Origin of the sequence: Micromonospora chaiyaphumensis, from assembly GCF_900091435.1 — a bacterium.
Classification (GTDB): Bacteria; Actinomycetota; Actinomycetes; order Mycobacteriales; family Micromonosporaceae; genus Micromonospora; species Micromonospora chaiyaphumensis.
In genome coordinates, this window is the sequence record NZ_FMCS01000014.1 from 79,193 (window position 1) to 95,706 (window position 16,514).

The following is a 16,514-nucleotide window of genomic DNA, read 5'->3' on the forward strand; positions in this document are numbered from 1 at the left end:
TGCGGGCCCGCCGCGGATCAGGAGGCGGGGGTACGGCGACCCGGGCGGTCCAGCTCGGCGGCCTGCTCCGGGGTGGGCGCGGTGCCACCCAGGTGGGCCGGCTGCCACCAGGTGTCGTCCGGGCCGGCGGGCTGGTCGGGATATTCCCGCTGGGCCCGGTCGACCAGCGCGGTGAGCCGGGTGCGCAGCTCGGCGGTGAGGGCGTTGCCGTCCGGGTGGGCGGCCGGGTCGATGGGCTCGCCGACCAGGATGGTGATCGGGGTGTGCCGGCGGGTCAGGGTGCGCGGCCGGCCCTTGGTCCACAGCCGCTGGGTGCCCCAGAGCGCCACCGGCAGCAGCGGCACGCCGGCCTCCTGGGCCATCCGGGCCGCGCCGTTCTTCAGGTCCTTCACCATGAAGGAGCGGCTGATCGTCGCCTCCGGGAAGACGCCGACCACCTCGCCGCGGCGCAGCGCGCTCACCGCCGAGGCGTACGAGCCGGCGCCGGCGGCCCGGTTGACCGGGATGTGCTTCATGCCGCGCATAAGCGGGCCGGAGACCTTGTGCCGGAAGACGGAGTCCTTGGCCATGAACCGGACCAGCCGGCGGGAGTCGCGCGCGCCGTAGCCGCAGAAGATGAAGTCGAGGTAGCTGACGTGGTTCGAGGCCAGCACCGCCCCGCCGGTGCGCGGCACGTGGTGGCTGCCCTCCACGCGCAGGCGCAGGTCGAGAGCGCGGAACATCGTCTTGGCGGCGAGGATCACGGGCGGGTACACGAGTTCCGACATCCGCCAACTTTACCCCGAGTAGGTTACGGGACCGTAGGGGCGAAAGTCGCCTCCCTCTGCCGTCGGCAGAGCGGCTCGCCGTGGCGGGGTCACAGCGGCCAGCATGGCCGGATGACTGATCGCGCCGTACTGCTCTGGATCCACGGCGGTGGGTGGCGGGCCCGCTCCGACGAGGACGGGGCCGCGCTCGCCCCGCTCGGGCTGCGGGTGGTGCCCGCGACCTACCGCTTCGCGGCCGAGGCCCGGTGGCCGGCCCAGCTCGACGACGTACGCGCCGCCGCGCGGGCCGCCCGGGCCGCAGCGGGCGGGCTGCCGCTGCTGGTCGGCGGCGACTCGGCCGGCGCCATGCTGGCCCTGCACCTGGGCCTGCGCGGGGTGGAGCGGCCGGGCGACGTCCACGGGGTGCTCGCCTACTGGGCGCCGGTGGACCCGCTGGACCCGGACTGGCGGCGGCTGCGCCGGCACGACGACCCCTGGGCGGGCCTGCTGGGCCACCCGCCCGCCGCGGGCGACGCGGCGACCGCCGACGCCACCGTCGCCAGCCACCTGGGTTCGGGCGTGCCCGTGCTGCTCGTGCAGGGTCGCGACGACGCCGCGGTGCCGGCCGCCCAGTCGGTCGGGCTGGCGGGCCGGCTGCTCGCCGCGGGCCACCCGGCGCACCTCTGGCTCACCCACGGCGGGCACGCGCTGGCCCTGGACCGCCCCGACATCCGGGCGGTCACCGCCGCGTTCCTGGACAGCGTCCTGCCGCCGGCCTGAGCCGACTACGGTGCAGGGCATGCCCGATCTCACCGCGATCGTCATCCACTGCCGCGACCCCTACCTGCTCGCCCCGTTCTGGAGCACGGTGACCGGGCTGCCCGTGGTCGAGGAGGACCGGGTCAAGCTCGGCGACCGGTCGCTGGAGCCGGACGAGTCGGTGCTGCTGCGCGACCCCGCCGGCCGCCGGCCCGACGTCTGGATCAGCCCGGTCGACGACCTGCCCGGCCCCGGCCGGATCCACCTCGACCTGGTGGGCGACGCCGAGGAGCGGGCCGCCGTGCTGGAGGCGGGCGCCACGGTGGTGCGCGAGCTTCCCCGCTGGACCGTGCTGGCCGACCCGGAGGGCAACGAGTTCTGCCTGCTCCCCCGCAGCGAGGCGCACGGCGACACGCTGCTGCCCGGGCACTGAGCCCACGGCGGCGCGCCGCCGGCCTCCCGGCCGGCGGCGCGCAGGTGCCTCGGGTCAGGAGGCGAGGTTGTGCAGGTCCAGCCGGCCCCGGGCGAAGGCGTCCACCCGGCCCCACCGGCCCGGGATGTCCAGCACCTCGATGCGACCCATGCCGACCGGCAGCCGCGGGTCCACCGCGAGGTGCCCCTCGTGCGGCTCCAGCCCCAGCATCGTCCGGATCAGCAGCAGCGGGGTCCCGGTCGACCAGGCCTGCGGGCTGCACGCCGTCGGGTACTCCACCGGGAACTTGGTCAGCTCCCGCTGGTAGCCGCCGAACGCCTCCGGCAGCCGCCCGTCGAAGTACCGCGCCGCGTCCAGGATCCCGTTGGCGACGGTGGCGGCCTCCTCGGCGAAGCCGTACCGGCGCAGGCCCCAGGCGATGAAGGAGTTGTCGAACGGCCAGATCGTGCCGTTGTGGTAGCCGATCGGGTTGTAGCGGACCTCGCCCTCGGCCAGCGTGCGCACGCCCCACCCGGAGAAGAGCCGCGGGCCGACCAGGTGCGCGGCGATCTGCTCCGCCCGGTCCTCCTGCACGATGCCGCTCCACAGCAGGTGGCCGATGTTGGAGCTGAGCACGTCGCACTGCCGGCCGTTCGGGTCCAGCCCCAGGGCGTAGAAGCCCCCGTCGGCCACCCACCAGTCCCGGTTGAACCGCTCCTTGAGCTCCGCCGCCTCGCGTTCCAGCTGGTCGGCGTACGCGGGGTCGCCCCAGAACTCCCGGGCCAGCCGGGCGGCCCGCATCTTCGCGTCGTACGCGTACCCCTGCACCTCACAGGTGGCCCGGGGGAACGGCGGCAGCGTGCCGTCGGAGTACGAGAGGGAGTCCCAGGAGTCCTTCCAGCACTGGTTCTCCAGGCCGGTGTCGGTGTTGCGCCGCTCGTACCAGATGTAGCCGTTCCCGACCAGGTCGGCGTAGTCGTCGATCCACTTCAGCGCGGCCCGGCACTCCCGTTCCAGCTCCTTCACCAGCGCGACGTCGCCGCTCCACTTCTCGTACTCGTCGAGCAGCACGATGAACAGCGGCGTCGCGTCCACCGAGCCGTAGTACGGGGAGTGCGGCTGCTCCTCGAAGGCGGCCGTCTCGCCGTAGCGCATCTCGTGCAGGATCCGGCCCGGGTCCTCGTCGCGGAAGTCGTCGAACCGGGTGCCCTGCAACGCGCCGAGGATGCGCAGCGTCGTCTTCGACATCTCGGGCGCGAACGGCAGCACCTGGAGGCAGGTGAAGATGCTGTCCCGGCCGAACATGGTCATGAACCAGGGCAGGCCGGCGGCCGGCAGCGTCTGCCCGCCCAGCGAGAGGGGCGAGAACCGCAGCGCGGCCAGGTCGATGAGGCTGCGCCGGTAGGTCGACGCCACCTGGCCGTGCTCGCTGTTCACCTTCGGCGCCTTGGCGATCCACTGCTCCAGGTCGTGCTGGAGGGCCAGCCGCTCGGTGCCGTGGGCCCGCAGCCCCATCCGCAGGTCCCGGCCGCCCGGGCCGACCGCGTGCGTCTGCACGTCGATGGCCGTGTCCCACTGCTCGTTGGGTTCCAGGTGGATGGTCCAGGCGAACCCGTTGCGGTCGTAGCGGGCCGGCCGGGAGGCGGCGATGACCGTCTCCCGCCGGAAGTTGCCCCGTCGGTAGCCGAGCCGCAGCTTGTCGGGCTCCGCCTCGGCGTAGATCTCGCCCTTCTTGTTGAGGATCTCGTCCTTGACCTGGAAGAGGTCGGCGAAGTCGGAGCCGGCGTCCATCCGGATCTCCAGGTCCACCGCCTTCTCGTCGTGGTTGAGGATGGTCAGCGTCTCCCGGAAGCTGCCGCCCACCGCCCGCTCCCGGATGATCGACAACTTGGCGTCGATGTAGTGCGTGGCCATGCCCGGCACCAGGAAGAACCGGGCCTCGTAGTACTGGAGGTCGTCGTAGGAGAGCGCGTTGAGGCGCTCACCGTTGACGGTGAGCACCCATTTCGACAGGAACCTCGTGTCGATCGAGAAGAGGCCGGTCGGCTCGGTCGGCGTGGCCTCGATGTCACCGGTGTCCTCGGAGACCACGAACGTGTTGCCGTCCAGGATCCGGACGGTGCTGCTCCCGGGCATCAGGCAGTCCTCCTCTCGAACGAGTGGTGCGGCCCGCGCGAATCCGGCGGACCAGGGAAGATCCGTTCCACCTGCAACACCAGACGCAGGTCGCCGGAGACCGTCATGTCTCCCCGCAGCAGCGCCGCGATGGCGTTCTCCTGGCCGCTGACCAGCTCGCCGAAGAGCCGCGGCTCGGTACCCACCACGGTGTCGGCCTCCTGGTCCTCCTGCCGGACGCGGAGGTTGCCCCGGTCGATCTCCAGCAGCCAGTGCGTGGTCTGCGGCCCCTCGTGCAGGTCGAACCGGAGCGTTCCGGAGGTCTTGGCCAACAGCGGTTCGAACCCCCGCCGGTCCAGGTCCTCGAAGAATCTGGTGGTGGTCATGTCCATCGGGCGACTCCTCCCGCGATCCGCGCCCTCCGACGTCCGAGGACGGGTCCCCGCCGGGTACGGGGTCAACCTCGCCCGGTTCGGGTGAGTCACCCGCCAGGAGCCTCGGACGCGCGAACGCCGGCCCCCGAACCGGGGGCCGGCGTCACCGCGGCGGACGGGTCAGTTGTTCGGGTCGTCGGCGCTGACGTCCGCGAGCACGGACTGGGGTTCCCGCTCGACGGCCAGGTCACCCATCGACACCAGGCCGATGAGGCGGCCGTCCTCGGTCACGGGCAGCCGGCGTACCCCGTAGGTGCGCATGAGGTCGGTGGCGGCCACCGCGTCGTCGTACTGGCTGACCGTCACCACGTCCTTGCTGGTGATCTGGTCGAGCTGCGTGGTGTTGGGATCCAGGTTCTCGGCCACGCCCCGGACCGTGATGTCCCGGTCCGTGACGATGCCGACCACGTTGTCACCATCGGTCACCACCACGTCGCCGATGGCGCTGTCGCGCATCTCCTGTGCCGCGGCGGTGAGGGTGTCGCTGCCGTTCATCGTCACCAACCGGGTCGTCATGAACTCTCCGACCGTTGTCATGGTGCTCCCCTCTCGGTGTCGGCACCGCGGTCTACCCGGCGGCGCGAACGAGGTAACGCCGCCGGGCACCCGGCCGGTCAGCCGCGCGGGGGCATTCCGTAGAGCCGCTCGACGTGCAGCCGGAGCACCAGCCGGCGCTCGGCCACCATGGCCCGCCGGAAGTCGTCCCAGTCCGGGTGTTCGCCCTGCACCGCCCGGTAGAGCCCGACCAGTTCCTCGACGGTCGGGTCGTCCGGCCGCTCCGCGACCGGGGTCAGCTCGGCCCGGGCCTCCACCACCGCGTACGCCCAGCCGTCCTCGCTGCTCACGTGGAAGCTGGCCCGGGGGTCGCGGCGCAGGTTGGCGGTCTTGGCCCGGCCGTCGGTGACCGAGATCCGGATGACCCCGGCGTCCCGGTCGAAGAAGTGGACCACCGTGGACAGTTGGGGCCGGCCGTCCCGCTTCAGGGTGGCGAGCACGCCGAGCCGGCGGTTCGCCACGAGGTCGGTCAGGGCCTGCCGGGTGCGCTCGTCCGCCATGGGGATCAGCGCCCTTCCGCGGCGACCAGTTCGGCGAGCTGCACGGCGTTGAGCGCCGCGCCCTTGCGCAGGTTGTCGTTCGAGCAGAAGAGGGCCAGGCCGTGCTCGACGGTCTCGTCGGCCCGGATCCGCCCCACGTACGTCGGGTCCTGACCGGCCGCTTGGAGCGGGGTCGGCACGTCGGAGAGCGCCACGCCCGGCGCGCCGTCGAGAAGTTCCCGGGCCCGGGCCGGGGTGATCGGGCGGGCGAAGCGCGCGTTGATCTGGAGCGAGTGGCCGGTGAAGACGGGCACCCGGACGCACGTCCCGGAGACCTTGAGGCCGGGGATCCCCAGGATCTTGCGGCTCTCGTTGCGCAGCTTCTGCTCCTCGTCGGTCTCGTTGGAGCCGTCGTCGACGATCGAGCCGGCCAGCGGGAGCACGTTGAACGCGATCGGACGGGCGAACGACCGCGGCGCGGGGAACTCCACGGCCGAGCCGTCGAAGGCGAGCCCGGCGGCGTGCTCGGCGACCTTGCGGACCTGCTCGTCCAGCTCGGCCACGCCGGCCAGGCCGGCCCCGGAGACCGCCTGGTAGGTGGCCACCACCAGGCTGACCAGCTCGGCCTCCCGGTGCAGCGGGCGCAGGACCGGCATGGCCGCCATGGTGGTGCAGTTCGGGTTGGCCACGATGCCCTTGGGCCGGTCGGCGATGGCGTGCGGGTTGACCTCGGCGACCACCAGCGGCACCTGCGGGTCCATCCGGTACGCCGAGGAGTTGTCGATGACGACCGCGCCGGCCTCGGCGACCCGGGGGGCCAGCTCCCTGGCCGTGCCCTTGCCCGCCGAGAAGAGCACGATGTCCAGGCCGCGGTAGTCCGCGGTGGCCGCGTCCTCGACGGTGACCTCGCCGCCGCGCCAGGGCAGCGTGCGCCCCGCCGACCGGGCCGAGGCGAACAGCCGCACCTGCTCCGCCGGGAACTCGCGCTCCGCCAGCACCTGCCGCATCACGCCACCGACCTGGCCGGTGGCCCCCACAATGCCGATCCTCATGCCCGCGAGGCTACCCATCCGGGCGGGCCCGGCGGGAAGCCTTTCCCAGCGCGCGGGCCGCCGGCCGCCCGCGCACCCTTCGGCGATCGGCCGGTCGGCCGGCAACGACACCGCCGAGCGACGGGCCGCCGACGGAGAATTCCCGGCCGTCCGGGGCCCGGGCCGGAGCATCCGCGCCCGCGCCCCGGGCGCACGCGACCCGCCGGACGCGACGGGAATCACATCGCCGCGGCCGGCACCCCACCGGAATCCGGTCAGGACGTGTGGTCGACCACCTCGCCGAGGCCGGCGGCCACCAGCTCGTCCCGGATCACCGCCGCGTCGCCCTCGACGACCAGCGTGAGCGACTCCGGGTGCAGGTGGGCGGCGGCCGCCGCGGAGACCTCCTCGACGGTCGCGGCGAGCAGCGCCTCGCGCAGCCGGGCGTGGTAGTCGTCCGGCAGGTCGTGCACGACCAGCGTGGTCAGTGCCGAGGCGATGGCCCGGGGGCTCTGCAGCTCGACCGAGAGCTGGCCGGCCCGCCAGGAGCGGGCCACGGTCAGCTCGTCCTCGGTCACCCCGGTCAGCTGGGTACGCGACACCTCACCGACCGCCTCGACCAGGGCCGGCGCGGTCACCGCGGTCTGCACGCCGGAGCTGATCGCGAACCGGCCGAACCGGCGGGACGAGGCGAAGTCGCCGCGGATCCCGTACGTGTAGCCGCGCACCTCGCGGATCAGGTGGTTGAGCCGGGAGGTGAAGGCCCCGCCGAGCACCGTGCCGGCCAGCGTCATCGGCACGTGGTCCGGGTGGGCCCGGTGGGGCGACGGGTGCCCGAGCCGGAGCGTGGACTGCACCGAGCCGGGACGGTCGACCAGGATGATCCGCCGCCGGTCGGACAGCGGCACCTCGATGGGCCCGCCCTTGTCCGCCGCCGCGCCGCCGGCACCGGTGAACACCGTCGCGGCGAGCGCGTCGAGGTCGACCCGGTCCAGGTCACCGGCGACGATCAGCGTGCCGGGGCGGATGAACCACTCGGAGTGGAAGACGGTGACGTCGTCCACGTCCAGGGCGGCCACGCTCTCCGGGTCGCCGTACAGGGGGCGGCCCCAGCGGTTGTCCGCCCCGAACAGGTCGGCGCGCAGCACGGCGTCGGCCCGCGGGCCCGGGTTCGCCCAGTCCATCCGCAGGGCGGTCGCCTCGTCGTCGCGGACCCGCCGCACGTCGACCGGGTCGAGCTTCGGCGTGCGTACCGCCTCGGTGAGCAGTTCCACGGCGGCGCTCAGCCGGTCGACCGGCACCTGCACGCTCACCTGGAACGAGTCCCAGTCCAGGCCGGTCACCAGCTCGGTGCCGAGCGCCTCGATGGCCAGGGCGTACGCGGTGGCGTCCCGCTGCGCGGTGCCCTCCTCCAGCGCCTTGGCCAGCACCCCGCCGAGCCCCTCCTTGCCGACCGGCTCCCGGCCGGCGCCGCCGTCGAGCAGCAGCAGCGCGACGGCGAGGTTCTGCCCGGGCAGGTGCGCGGCGACGACCTGGCCGCCGGCGGCGGACCGGCGGACCACCTGCGGGAACCGGTACGGGCGGGCGGCGCCCGGTCCGGGACGGGTGGCGATCAGCGTCATGAGGTCTCCTCGGGCAGGTAGGTGAGGGTCGCCCGGTCGGCCGCGCCCAGCAGTTCGGCGGCCTGCTCGGCGATCTGCTCGGCGGTGACGGCGAGCCAGGCGGGCAGCCGCTCGCCGGCCCGGGCCGGGTCGCCGAACTGGGTGGCGTACCGGCCGAGGGTGTCCGCCCGGCCGTCCACGGTGGACATCTGCCGCCACCACATGGTGCTCAGCAACGCCTTGGCCCGGTCCAGCTCGGCGGCGGTCACCGGCACGGTGGCCAGCTCGTCGACCACCTCGGCGAGCCCCTCGCGCAGCCGGTCGCCGGACACGCCGGGACGGGCCGTGGCGGTGGCGATCAGCGGCGCCGGGGCGTGCGCCAGGTCCACCCCGTACGCCCCGACCAGGTCCGGCTGGGCGATCCGCTCGCCGTCGGCGAGGCGCTGGTAGAGCCGGCTGCCCCGGCCGCTGCCCAGCACGGTGGCGAGCACCGTGGCCACGTCGTAGCCGGGGGTGCCGAACGGCTGGGTGCGGTGCGCGACGTAGACCCGGGGGGCGGGCACCTCGGCGGTGACCGTCTCCACGGCGGGCCGGCCGGTGGCCGGGACGGTGCGCCCGTCCGGGGCCGCCGGGATGTCCTCGCGCGGCGGCAGGGCGCCGAAGTACTTGTCGGCCAGCGCGAACACCTCGGCGGCCGTGGTGTCGCCGACCACGGTGAGCACCGCGTTGTTCGGGGCGTAGTAGGTGGTGTGGAACGCCTGGAAGGTGGCCAGGTCGGCGGCGTTCAGGTCGGCCATCGAGCCGATCGTGGCGTGGTGGTAGGGATGCCCGGGCGGATAGAGCAGCGGCAGCAGCCGCAGCCAGGCGTCGCCGTACGGCACGTTCTCGTAGCGCTGGCGGCGCTCGTTCTTCACGACGTCCCGCTGGTTGTCCAGCGTCTCCTGGGTCAGCGCCGGGACCAGCCCGCCCATCCGGTCGGCCTCCAGCCAGAGCGCCAGCTCCAGGTGCTCGGCCGGGACCGTCTCGAAGTAGTTGGTCCGGTCCGGGTTCGTGGTGGCGTTGAGCGAGCCGCCGGAGCCCTGGATGAGCCTCATGTGCTCGGTCTTCGCCACGTTGACCGAGCCCTCGAACATCAGGTGCTCGAAGAGGTGGGCGAAGCCGGTCTGGCCCTCGGGCTCGTGCCGGGAACCCACGTCGTACCAGAGGTTCACGGCGACGGCGGGGGCGGTGCGGTCCTCGCTCACCACCACGCGCAGACCGTTGTCCAGTCGGGTCGTCTCGATCGGCCAGGGGTAACCGCTGTCGGGCATGGCACGACGCTATCCGATCTCGCGGGTGGAAAGGTGACGTGCGGGGAGCATCGTCGCCGCGCGCCGGGGTACTCGCCCCGCATGTCCTCCCCCGCAACGTCGGCGGTCGAACGCGCCGCCGCCGCGCTGGCCCGGCTCCGGCGTGGCCGGCTGCTGCACCCCGCCGGCCGCACCTTCTCCGCCGAGGTCCTGATCTGGGGTACGCCGGGCCCGCCGACCGGGGTGCCGCTGCTCGACCTGCCCGGCCGGTGGCCGGCGACGGTCCGCCTGTCCAAGGGGGTGCCGACGCCGGGGAGCTGGCCGGACGTGCTGGGGGTGGGGATCCGGCTGCACCGCGATCCGGAGCCGGCGGTGGACCTGCTGGCCAGTTCCAGCGCCGCCGCACCGGTGCTGCGCCACCTGCCGCTGCCCCGGCGCGGCTTCACGGGGACGTACAGCTCGATCATGTCCTTCCGGGCCGGCCGGCGGCGGCTGTACCTGGCGGTGCTGGCCGACCCGGACTCGCCGGAGCTGGGCCGCGGCCTGGCCGGATTCCCGGGGGCGGCCGGCGACGACGGGCCGCGGCTGGTGCTCGCGGTGGCCTCGGCGGTCGGGCCGTGGCGGCCGTTCGGCGAGGTGCGCCTGGACGGCCGGCGCGGCGCCCGGGAGGACGCCGCGCTGGCCTTCGATCCGATCGGCAACGCGCCGCCGGGCCTGCGGGTGACCGGCCCGCTCGCGTGGTTGCGGGCGACCACCTACCGGGGTTCCCGGCGGGCCCGGGGCGCCAGCGCTCAGTCGGGGGGCTCGACGGGGGTGACGGTCTGATCGGAGGTCCGGTGCTCCAGCACCGTGTCCGGGGCGGCGTTCCGGTCCTCCTCCCGGATGTCCGATTCGGCGAGGATCGCGTCGGCCTGCGCCTCCGGATCCTCGCTGCCCACCGCCGCCTCCTCGGGCAGCAGGTGGGCGCGGGACTCGATCCGCTCCTGGTCGCTCTGGTCCTGACTCATGCCGTCCCCATACCCCCGCCGGGCGTGGCGTACGCGACGAGCGGGTGGGACGCGCCCCTGACGTCGGGTACGCTGACGGGCGTGACGCGGTCGTATCGATGGTTTAGGCAGCCGGCTGGAGGAGCCGGTGACTCGACCATGAGCTGACGTCACTTCCTCTTCGAGCCGGCCGGGCAGGGATGATTCCCTGCCCTTTCGCTTTTCGAGCAGCCGGCTCGATCCCGGGCGCCGGCCCCGGGCACGGTCGGCGGAAGGAACCCCACCGTGACGACGACCCCGGACGCCCATCGGGTCATCGACCAGCGGATCGACCGTGTCGTGCCGCTGACCACCCCGGCCCTGCTGCACCACCACCTGCCCCTGGAGGAGGCCCTGGCCGAGGCCGTGGTGGCCGGCCGGCGCGCCGTCGCCCGGGTGCTGGACCGGGCCGACGACCGGCTGCTGGTCGTGGTCGGCCCGTGCTCGGTGCACGACCCCGCCGCCGCCCTGGAGTACGCGGGCCGGCTGCGCCAGGTCGCCGACCGGCTGGCCGACGACCTGCTCGTGGTGATGCGGGTCTACTTCGAGAAGCCGCGCTCGACCGTGGGCTGGAAGGGCCTGATCAACGACCCCGGCCTGGACGGCTCGGGCGACGTGAACACCGGGCTGCGCACCGCCCGGGCGCTCCTGCTCGACGTGCTGCGGCTGGGCCTGCCGGTGGGCTGCGAGTTCCTCGACCCGATCACCCCGCAGTACATCGCCGACACGGTGGCCTGGGGCGCGATCGGCGCGCGGACGGTGGAGAGCCAGGTGCACCGCCAGCTCGCCTCCGGCCTGTCCATGCCGATCGGCATGAAGAACCGCCCGGACGGCAGCATCGCCACGGCGGTGGACGCGATCCGGGCGGCCGGCGTGCCGCACGTCTTCCCCGGCATCGACGTCTCCGGCACCCCGGCGATCATGCACACCCGGGGCAACGCCGACGGGCACCTGGTGCTGCGCGGTGGCGGTGGCCGGCCCAACTACGACGCGGAGTCGGTGGCGGGGGCGCTGGACCTGCTGCGGGCGGCCGGGCTGCCCGAGCGCGTGGTGGTCGACGCCAGCCACGCCAACAGCGGCAAGGACCACCGCAACGAGCCGCTGGTCGCCGCCGACGTGGCCGCGCAGCTCGCCGCCGGCCAGCGGGGCATCGTCGGCATCATGCTGGAGAGCTTCCTCCAGCCGGGCCGCCAGGACCTGGACCCCACCCGCGACCTGGAGTACGGCAAGTCGGTGACCGACGCCTGCATCGGCTGGGACACCACGGCCGAGGTCCTCGACCACCTGGCCCAGGCCGTCCGCACCCGCCGCGCCACCCTGCCCACCCCCGCGTGAGCGGGGGGTGGGGACGTTTGACCGATTCGGGCCCGGGTAGCTGGTCGGCGTGACCGACGACGCGCCCGTGACGGAGCAGCCGGACACCCGGCAGCTCGACGAACTGCTCGACGACATCTTCCGTGGCCAGGAGCGGATGAGCCAGGCGGACATCTACCGCCGGGCGGTGTCCGCCGAACTCCCCGCCGACCTGCTGGCCCGGATCGACGCGCTGCCCGAGGGCGAGTACGCGGTCGACGAGGCGGCCGACCTGCTCGGCGGGACGGTGGCCTGAGCCATCCGGGAGGGGCCGCCCGAGGACGGAGAGGACAGCGCAATGACCGACCGCAACGAGGAACACGAGCACCCTCCGGCGCTCGGCCAACCGCCCGAGGGCACGGACACGCTGCCGGATCCCGACTTCTCCGGCGAGCACGACCAGACGGCGGTCTCCGACGACGTCATCACCGGCGAGGACCGCGACGAGCGGGAGCCGGAGGCGGCGCGCGGCTGGGCCGGCGAGGACCACGGCACCACCCCGACCTGAGCGGACGGGTACGCGAGAATGGGGGTCGGCGCGGTACGCCGGCCCCCATTCCGTCGTGCGGTCAGTCCTCCTGGTGCCCACCCTCGGCCGCCTGCTGGGCCACCGCGTACCCCATCTGGAGGAAATCGGAGGCGGCGACCGCGGTCAGCGCGGTGGCGACCAGCCGGGTCAGCCGGGGCGCCAGCACCAGCCCGCCGGTGAGGCCGGTGGCCACCCAGACCGCCAGGCAGAACGGGCAGCTCACCAGCTCGCCGAGCGCGTGCCGGGTCGGGCTGCCCTGGTCGCGGACCTGCTCCATCACCTCGCCGCTGCCGATCGGGTGGTCGTAGCGGGTGAACGGCGCGCGGAGCGGGCTGGTGATCGCGTCCTTGGAGAGCAGCCGGCTCAGCTTGTGGGTCGCGATCGAGAGCAGCACCACGTCGGCGGCCGCGGGCCGCTCCGGCACCGGCCGGCCGGTCGCCTTGACCAGGCCGACCAGCGACGCGGTCACCGCACCGTACGTGCCCATCGCCACGAGGTAACCGCCCAGCGGCCGGTGCTCGTGCGGCGCGTACGCCTGGCGCAGCCGCGCCACCTTCTGCTTCAGGCCACTACCGGTCACCCGGCCTCCCTCCTTCTCGTCGGCGGCGCCGGCTCAGCCGGCGTTCAGGTTGTCGGACACCTCGCGGGCGAGGTTGGCCAGGATCTCGTCGGCCATCCCGTGATCGGTGCCGGTCAGGTCGAGCCGGACCCGGGCGCCTCCGGCGTCGGCCGGCTCCACGTCGATGTCCGCGGACCAGCCAGCGGACTCGGAGCTCCAGCGGGCCCGCAGGTCCTCGGCGTCGAGCACCTCCACCTGGTGGGTGCCGGACCGGCGCAGCTCCTCGGGCAGCCAGGCCGACGACCGGTCCGGGTCGGTGGCGGTGCTGAAGACCACCTCGGGCGGCGCGGACATGCCGCGCTCGGCGTGGTTGCTCATCAGGCGTCCCGGAGGCGGCTCGGGTCGACCTCCCGGCCGGGGTGCCGGGCCAGGTACTCGGTCTCCAGCTCGGCGGTGCGGCGCAGGTGGTTGGCGAGCGCCGAGTCGGTGGCGTGCCGGAGGGTGTCCAGCCGGGTCCGGTGCAGGCTCTGCATCTCCCGGATCAGGTCCTCGTCGCCGAGCTCGGCGGGGTCCACCCCGAGCAGCTCACCGTCGACGTCCTGGGTGCGGGCGTGATCGCCGTCCCATTCGGTCACCCGCTGCTCCGGGCTGGCGTCACGGCGTACTGATTCGGTCATCGTCGCCCCCTCGTCTCGTTCGGGCTGGCGTCTAGACGGATGCCCAGCGGGGGTGTCACCAAACCCTCCCACCTACGACACCGTGTCGGAGACGGCCGGCGGGCCCGGTACCCTCGATGGCATGAAGCGGCTCTGGACACCGGCGTGGATCGCCCGCCACGTGGCCATGGTCGTGCTGGTGGTGGGCTTTCTCGGGCTGGGCTGGTGGCAGGTCACCCGGGCCGCCGGTGGCAACACGCTGAGTTTCGGCTACGCGATCGAGTGGCCGGTCTTCGCGGCCTTCGTGGTCTTCGTCTGGTGGCGTGAGGTGCGGCACACGCTGCGGGCCGCGCGTGAGCAGGCGACCGGTCCGGCGCCGTCGGCGGCCGCCGGGCCCGAGCCGGCCGTCGCCACCCCGGCGGTACGCCGGCCGGTGCGGGTCAGTCGCGTGCCGGCCGCCCCGGCCGGCGGGGGCGACGACGGCGAACTGGCCGCGTACAACCGCTACCTTTCCTGGTTGAACGCCAACCCGGGTGCGAAGCCCGGCGACTATCCCGGCTGAGGCCGGTGCGGAAGGACGGACGACGGTGGGCGGAGCCCTTACCCGGTACCGCGTGATCGCCTGGATCGTGGGCGTGGCGCTGGTGGTGCTGGTCCTGATCGGCATGCCGCTGAAGTACGGCTTCGACAACCCGACCGTGGTGGCGGTGGTCGGCACCGCCCACGGCTGGCTCTACATGATCTACCTGGCGCTCACCTTCGACCTGTCGCGCCGCGCCGACTGGCCGCTGAAGCGGATGCTGCTCGTGATGCTCGCCGGCACGGTGCCGTTCGTCTCGTTCTACGCCGAGCGCCGGGTGAGCCACTGGCTGGCCGCCGAGCGGCCCACCCGGGCGCCGGAGCCGGTCGCCGGCTGATCCGGCCGGGTCAGCGGTTCGGCCGCCACGCCTGGGCCGCCGGCGGGTCCGTCCAGCCGCCGTGGCGCACCCCTTCGCGGGCCCGCTTCAGGGCCCGGGTGACCTGGCCGAACTGTCGCTCGTCGTCGCTGCTGAAGAGCAGCACCTCGGCACCGCCGAGCCGGCCCCACAGCTCGTACAACGGCGGCCGCCAGCGGTCACCGATCAGCACGAGCAGCAGTGGCAGCAGCCCGACCGCGCCCAGCGTGAGATACGCCGCAGCGGTGAGCCGTTGCAGCCCGCCGGTGAAGCCGAGCAGCACACCGACCGCGCCGATCAGTGCGGCGGAGACGGCGACCGCCCGGAGGGCGAGCCGGTCGTGCGGGCCCCGGGTGGTCCAGAGCTGGGTGATCTCGGCGACCGGCCAGCTGTTGCGGCCGACGGTGAAGCGCTCGCCGGTGACGACGATGCCCGGCCGGGCGTAGAGCAGGGTGGAGCCCGCGCCCGGTGACCGGGGCGGGCGGGTGGTGGAGCCATCGGTCTGCACGGCGGCCTCCCGGGGTTCGCGGGCCCGGCCTCCCGGCGCGCGCCGGCCTTGCCGCGCGGCGGGAATCCCGGACTCCGCGCTTCATTGTGTTGCGGGTGCGCCACCCCGGCCGGATGTTTTCCCTGCCCACGCGCCTGCGGCCGGACCGGCGCCGCGCCCGAATATCAGAGTGATTTCCGTCTTTGTCATGACTTTGCGGCGCGTTGCCTGGCGACATCCGCCCAGAACGACGAATCGGGCCAGTGGTGTGATCCGCCCACCCGGCACGGGCGCGACGACGGCACGCCCGCCAGCCGGTCACTGACCGTCACCGGCACCGGTGGCACTTCCTGACACTTTGCCAACTTTCGCCCCTGCTTCAACTCCCGGACACTCCGGTCCCGGGTTAGGTTGGGCAGGCCGGTCCGGTCGACCGCCATCCACCCGGATGGCCCCGGGCCGGTGTCGCGGGTGCGTGCACGCGCCCGGCGAGGAGTCGGAGAGGAGCTTTCCGCTCTTGTCGTCCTTACGGATCCTGCTGCGCTCGCTTGCGGTGGCCGGCCTCTCGGCCGCGCTGCTGGCCCCGGCGTCGGTGGCTCGGGCCGAGCCCACCCCCGCCGAGCTGACGAAGCAGATCGAGAAGTCCTCGACTGAGCTGGAGCGAATCGTCGAGTCGTACAACAAGCTCAACGAGGAGATCAAGGCCAACAAGGCCACCGCGGCCACGTTGCAGACCAGGATCGGCCCGTTGCAGGAGCAGGCCGAGCGGAGCCGCGCCGACGTCGGCCTCCTCGCCGCCACGGCCTACAAGACCGGGGGCATGCGCACCGTGCAGGCCCTGCTGGAGCCGGGCGGGCCGGCCACGCTGCCGGACCGGCTGGGCACGCTCGACCAGTTGACCCGCCAGCGGCAGCAGACCATCGCGGGCTTCACCGAGAACCAGCGCCGGCTCATCGACCAGAAGGCCCGGCTCGACGCCACGCTGGCCCGGGAGGCGGCGCAGGCCAAGCAGTTGGTCGCCGGCAAGAAGAAGATCGAGGCAGACCTGGCCCGCCTCTACGAGCTGCGCCGGAAGGCGTACGGCCGGGCCACCGAGGCGCCCGCCAGTTCCAGCTCGGCCGGCAGCGCCCCGGCCATCTCGGGTTCCGCCGGCGTGGCCGTGCGCTACGCCTACGGCGCGATCGGCAAGCCCTACGGCTACGGCGACGACGGCCCCGGCAGCTACGACTGCTCCGGGCTGACCCTGGCGGCCTGGCGGGCCGCCGGCAAGTCCCTGCCGCACAACGCGGCGATGCAGTGGGACGCCACCTCCCGGATCAGCCGCGGCTCACTGCAACCCGGCGACCTGGTGTTCTACTCGGGTCTCGGGCACGTGGCCATCTACGTGGGCAGCGGCCAGATCATCGACGCGCCCAGCGCGGGCCGCAACGTCAACAAGCGGGACATGGACATCATGACCATCGCCGGCTACGGCCGGGTGCGCTGATCCCGGAACGGCGAACGGCCGGCGTCCCCCTATCGGACGCCGGCCGTTCGTCGATTCCATTAC

22 protein-coding genes are annotated in these 16,514 nt (G+C 73.8%); 9 read left to right on the top strand and 13 right to left on the bottom strand.

The window, feature by feature from the left end:
- Nucleotides 1–17 precede the first annotated feature (17 nt).
- Complete coding sequence (locus GA0070214_RS28980; RefSeq protein ID WP_091269699.1) at nucleotides 18–767, bottom strand: lysophospholipid acyltransferase family protein; 750 nt, start codon at nucleotides 765–767, stop codon at nucleotides 18–20.
- Between the two features lie 111 nt (nucleotides 768–878).
- On the opposite strand from GA0070214_RS28980, the gene GA0070214_RS28985 reads away from it, so the two are divergent.
- Together GA0070214_RS28985 and GA0070214_RS28990 are read left to right on the top strand one after the other, a co-directional pair.
- Nucleotides 879–1,526 carry an alpha/beta hydrolase gene (locus GA0070214_RS28985; protein ID WP_091269700.1) on the top strand — a complete coding sequence of 216 codons (648 nt, stop codon included), beginning with the start codon at nucleotides 879–881 and terminating at the stop codon, nucleotides 1,524–1,526.
- Between the two features lie 19 nt (nucleotides 1,527–1,545).
- Complete coding sequence (locus GA0070214_RS28990) at nucleotides 1,546–1,938, top strand: VOC family protein (RefSeq protein ID WP_091269701.1); 393 nt, start codon at nucleotides 1,546–1,548, stop codon at nucleotides 1,936–1,938.
- Nucleotides 1,939–1,992: 54 nt separating this feature from the next.
- Here the strand turns inward: GA0070214_RS28990 and GA0070214_RS28995 are convergent, their stop codons facing one another.
- The 7 genes from GA0070214_RS28995 to GA0070214_RS29025 all read right to left on the bottom strand — a co-directional run bounded on the left by GA0070214_RS28995 (nucleotide 1,993) and on the right by GA0070214_RS29025 (nucleotide 9,442).
- Nucleotides 1,993–4,053 (bottom strand): amylo-alpha-1,6-glucosidase, encoded by a 2,061-nt coding sequence (locus GA0070214_RS28995; protein ID WP_091269702.1) that lies wholly within the window; start codon nucleotides 4,051–4,053, stop codon nucleotides 1,993–1,995.
- A complete protein-coding gene (locus tag GA0070214_RS29000) occupies nucleotides 4,053–4,424 on the bottom strand; it encodes an SCP2 sterol-binding domain-containing protein (protein ID WP_091269703.1) in 372 nt (123 codons plus the stop codon). The genes GA0070214_RS28995 and GA0070214_RS29000 overlap by 1 nt, the downstream gene beginning before the upstream one ends.
- Nucleotides 4,425–4,586: 162 nt before the next feature.
- Nucleotides 4,587–5,003 carry a CBS domain-containing protein gene (locus GA0070214_RS29005; RefSeq protein WP_091269704.1) on the bottom strand — a complete coding sequence of 139 codons (417 nt, stop codon included), beginning with the start codon at nucleotides 5,001–5,003 and terminating at the stop codon, nucleotides 4,587–4,589.
- A gap of 77 nt (nucleotides 5,004–5,080) precedes the next feature.
- Nucleotides 5,081–5,521 (bottom strand): PPOX class F420-dependent oxidoreductase, encoded by a 441-nt coding sequence (locus GA0070214_RS29010; RefSeq protein WP_091269705.1) that lies wholly within the window; start codon nucleotides 5,519–5,521, stop codon nucleotides 5,081–5,083.
- Nucleotides 5,522–5,526: 5 nt separating this feature from the next.
- Nucleotides 5,527–6,552 carry an aspartate-semialdehyde dehydrogenase gene (locus tag GA0070214_RS29015; protein WP_091269706.1) on the bottom strand — a complete coding sequence of 342 codons (1,026 nt, stop codon included), beginning with the start codon at nucleotides 6,550–6,552 and terminating at the stop codon, nucleotides 5,527–5,529.
- 254 nt (nucleotides 6,553–6,806) lie between these two features.
- Nucleotides 6,807–8,153, bottom strand: a complete 1,347-nt coding sequence (locus tag GA0070214_RS29020) for a M16 family metallopeptidase (RefSeq protein ID WP_091269707.1) — start codon at nucleotides 8,151–8,153, stop codon at nucleotides 6,807–6,809.
- On the bottom strand, nucleotides 8,150–9,442 hold the full coding sequence (locus GA0070214_RS29025) for a M16 family metallopeptidase (RefSeq protein WP_091269708.1): 1,293 nt from the start codon (nucleotides 9,440–9,442) through the stop codon (nucleotides 8,150–8,152). The genes GA0070214_RS29020 and GA0070214_RS29025 overlap by 4 nt, the downstream gene beginning before the upstream one ends.
- 81 nt (nucleotides 9,443–9,523) lie before the next feature.
- On the opposite strand from GA0070214_RS29025, the gene GA0070214_RS29030 reads away from it, so the two are divergent.
- Nucleotides 9,524–10,246: a phosphodiesterase gene (locus GA0070214_RS29030; RefSeq protein WP_139141930.1), complete on the top strand. Its 723-nt coding sequence runs from the start codon at nucleotides 9,524–9,526 to the stop codon at nucleotides 10,244–10,246.
- Here GA0070214_RS29030 and GA0070214_RS29035 read toward each other — a convergent pair.
- Nucleotides 10,213–10,428, bottom strand: a complete 216-nt coding sequence (locus GA0070214_RS29035) for a hypothetical protein (RefSeq protein ID WP_091269709.1) — start codon at nucleotides 10,426–10,428, stop codon at nucleotides 10,213–10,215. The two genes, GA0070214_RS29030 and GA0070214_RS29035, sit on opposite strands and share 34 nt — an antisense overlap.
- Before the next feature lie 264 nt (nucleotides 10,429–10,692).
- On the opposite strand from GA0070214_RS29035, the gene GA0070214_RS29040 reads away from it, so the two are divergent.
- The 3 genes from GA0070214_RS29040 to GA0070214_RS29050 are packed head-to-tail and all read left to right on the top strand — an operon-like array spanning nucleotide 10,693 to nucleotide 12,307.
- The gene (locus tag GA0070214_RS29040) at nucleotides 10,693–11,781 is read left to right on the top strand and encodes a 3-deoxy-7-phosphoheptulonate synthase (RefSeq protein ID WP_091269710.1); all 1,089 of its coding nucleotides are present in this window, start codon (nucleotides 10,693–10,695) and stop codon (nucleotides 11,779–11,781) included.
- Between the two features lie 40 nt (nucleotides 11,782–11,821).
- On the top strand, nucleotides 11,822–12,055 hold the full coding sequence (locus tag GA0070214_RS29045) for a hypothetical protein (RefSeq protein ID WP_377463232.1): 234 nt from the start codon (nucleotides 11,822–11,824) through the stop codon (nucleotides 12,053–12,055).
- A 42-nt stretch (nucleotides 12,056–12,097) separates the two neighbouring features.
- Nucleotides 12,098–12,307 carry a hypothetical protein gene (locus tag GA0070214_RS29050; protein WP_091269712.1) on the top strand — a complete coding sequence of 70 codons (210 nt, stop codon included), beginning with the start codon at nucleotides 12,098–12,100 and terminating at the stop codon, nucleotides 12,305–12,307.
- A gap of 61 nt (nucleotides 12,308–12,368) precedes the next feature.
- Here GA0070214_RS29050 and GA0070214_RS29055 read toward each other — a convergent pair whose 3' ends face one another.
- From GA0070214_RS29055 to GA0070214_RS29065, 3 genes are read right to left on the bottom strand one after another with little or no spacing between them, the layout of a single operon-like run.
- Nucleotides 12,369–12,908, bottom strand: a complete 540-nt coding sequence (locus tag GA0070214_RS29055) for a DUF1360 domain-containing protein (protein WP_091269713.1) — start codon at nucleotides 12,906–12,908, stop codon at nucleotides 12,369–12,371.
- Nucleotides 12,909–12,941: 33 nt separating this feature from the next.
- Complete coding sequence (locus GA0070214_RS29060; protein WP_091269714.1) at nucleotides 12,942–13,265, bottom strand: hypothetical protein; 324 nt, start codon at nucleotides 13,263–13,265, stop codon at nucleotides 12,942–12,944.
- Entirely contained in the window at nucleotides 13,265–13,564 is a 300-nt protein-coding gene (locus GA0070214_RS29065; RefSeq protein WP_091269715.1) for a DUF6158 family protein, read from the bottom strand. Before GA0070214_RS29065 ends, GA0070214_RS29060 begins: the two co-directional genes overlap by 1 nt.
- Nucleotides 13,565–13,685: 121 nt before the next feature.
- Here GA0070214_RS29065 and GA0070214_RS29070 point away from each other — a divergent pair, with 121 nt between their 5' ends.
- Together GA0070214_RS29070 and GA0070214_RS29075 are read left to right on the top strand one after the other, a co-directional pair.
- Complete coding sequence (locus GA0070214_RS29070) at nucleotides 13,686–14,105, top strand: hypothetical protein (RefSeq protein WP_091269716.1); 420 nt, start codon at nucleotides 13,686–13,688, stop codon at nucleotides 14,103–14,105.
- A 25-nt stretch (nucleotides 14,106–14,130) separates the two neighbouring features.
- Nucleotides 14,131–14,460: a DUF3817 domain-containing protein gene (locus GA0070214_RS29075; protein ID WP_091269717.1), complete on the top strand. Its 330-nt coding sequence runs from the start codon at nucleotides 14,131–14,133 to the stop codon at nucleotides 14,458–14,460.
- Between the two features lie 10 nt (nucleotides 14,461–14,470).
- Here the strand turns inward: GA0070214_RS29075 and GA0070214_RS29080 are convergent, their stop codons facing one another.
- Entirely contained in the window at nucleotides 14,471–14,986 is a 516-nt protein-coding gene (locus tag GA0070214_RS29080) for a DUF6232 family protein (RefSeq protein WP_091269718.1), read from the bottom strand.
- A 496-nt stretch (nucleotides 14,987–15,482) separates the two neighbouring features.
- Between GA0070214_RS29080 and GA0070214_RS29085 the strand changes: the two genes are divergently transcribed.
- Nucleotides 15,483–16,451 (top strand): C40 family peptidase, encoded by a 969-nt coding sequence (locus GA0070214_RS29085; RefSeq protein ID WP_091269719.1) that lies wholly within the window; start codon nucleotides 15,483–15,485, stop codon nucleotides 16,449–16,451.
- The last annotated feature ends 63 nt before the right edge of the window (nucleotides 16,452–16,514 follow it).

What these genes read in the sequence shown, in the direction of transcription:
- GA0070214_RS29035 (WP_091269709.1), bottom strand. Translation starts at nt 10,428, where the DNA reads ATGAGTCAGGACCAGAGCGACCAGGAGCGGATCGAGTCCCGCGCCCAC.
- GA0070214_RS29060 (WP_091269714.1), bottom strand. Translation starts at nt 13,265, where the DNA reads ATGAGCAACCACGCCGAGCGCGGCATGTCCGCGCCGCCCGAGGTGGTC.
- GA0070214_RS29050 (WP_091269712.1), top strand. Translation starts at nt 12,098, where the DNA reads ATGACCGACCGCAACGAGGAACACGAGCACCCTCCGGCGCTCGGCCAA.
- GA0070214_RS29020 (WP_091269707.1), bottom strand. Translation starts at nt 8,153, where the DNA reads ATGACGCTGATCGCCACCCGTCCCGGACCGGGCGCCGCCCGCCCGTAC.
- GA0070214_RS29015 (WP_091269706.1), bottom strand. Translation starts at nt 6,552, where the DNA reads ATGAGGATCGGCATTGTGGGGGCCACCGGCCAGGTCGGTGGCGTGATG.
- GA0070214_RS29010 (WP_091269705.1), bottom strand. Translation starts at nt 5,521, where the DNA reads ATGGCGGACGAGCGCACCCGGCAGGCCCTGACCGACCTCGTGGCGAAC.
- GA0070214_RS29030 (WP_139141930.1), top strand. Translation starts at nt 9,524, where the DNA reads ATGTCCTCCCCCGCAACGTCGGCGGTCGAACGCGCCGCCGCCGCGCTG.
- GA0070214_RS28980 (WP_091269699.1), bottom strand. Translation starts at nt 767, where the DNA reads ATGTCGGAACTCGTGTACCCGCCCGTGATCCTCGCCGCCAAGACGATG.
- GA0070214_RS29005 (WP_091269704.1), bottom strand. Translation starts at nt 5,003, where the DNA reads ATGACAACGGTCGGAGAGTTCATGACGACCCGGTTGGTGACGATGAAC.
- GA0070214_RS29000 (WP_091269703.1), bottom strand. Translation starts at nt 4,424, where the DNA reads ATGGACATGACCACCACCAGATTCTTCGAGGACCTGGACCGGCGGGGG.
- GA0070214_RS28995 (WP_091269702.1), bottom strand. Translation starts at nt 4,053, where the DNA reads ATGCCCGGGAGCAGCACCGTCCGGATCCTGGACGGCAACACGTTCGTG.
- GA0070214_RS28985 (WP_091269700.1), top strand. Translation starts at nt 879, where the DNA reads ATGACTGATCGCGCCGTACTGCTCTGGATCCACGGCGGTGGGTGGCGG.
- GA0070214_RS29065 (WP_091269715.1), bottom strand. Translation starts at nt 13,564, where the DNA reads ATGACCGAATCAGTACGCCGTGACGCCAGCCCGGAGCAGCGGGTGACC.
- GA0070214_RS29070 (WP_091269716.1), top strand. Translation starts at nt 13,686, where the DNA reads ATGAAGCGGCTCTGGACACCGGCGTGGATCGCCCGCCACGTGGCCATG.
- GA0070214_RS28990 (WP_091269701.1), top strand. Translation starts at nt 1,546, where the DNA reads ATGCCCGATCTCACCGCGATCGTCATCCACTGCCGCGACCCCTACCTG.
- GA0070214_RS29025 (WP_091269708.1), bottom strand. Translation starts at nt 9,442, where the DNA reads ATGCCCGACAGCGGTTACCCCTGGCCGATCGAGACGACCCGACTGGAC.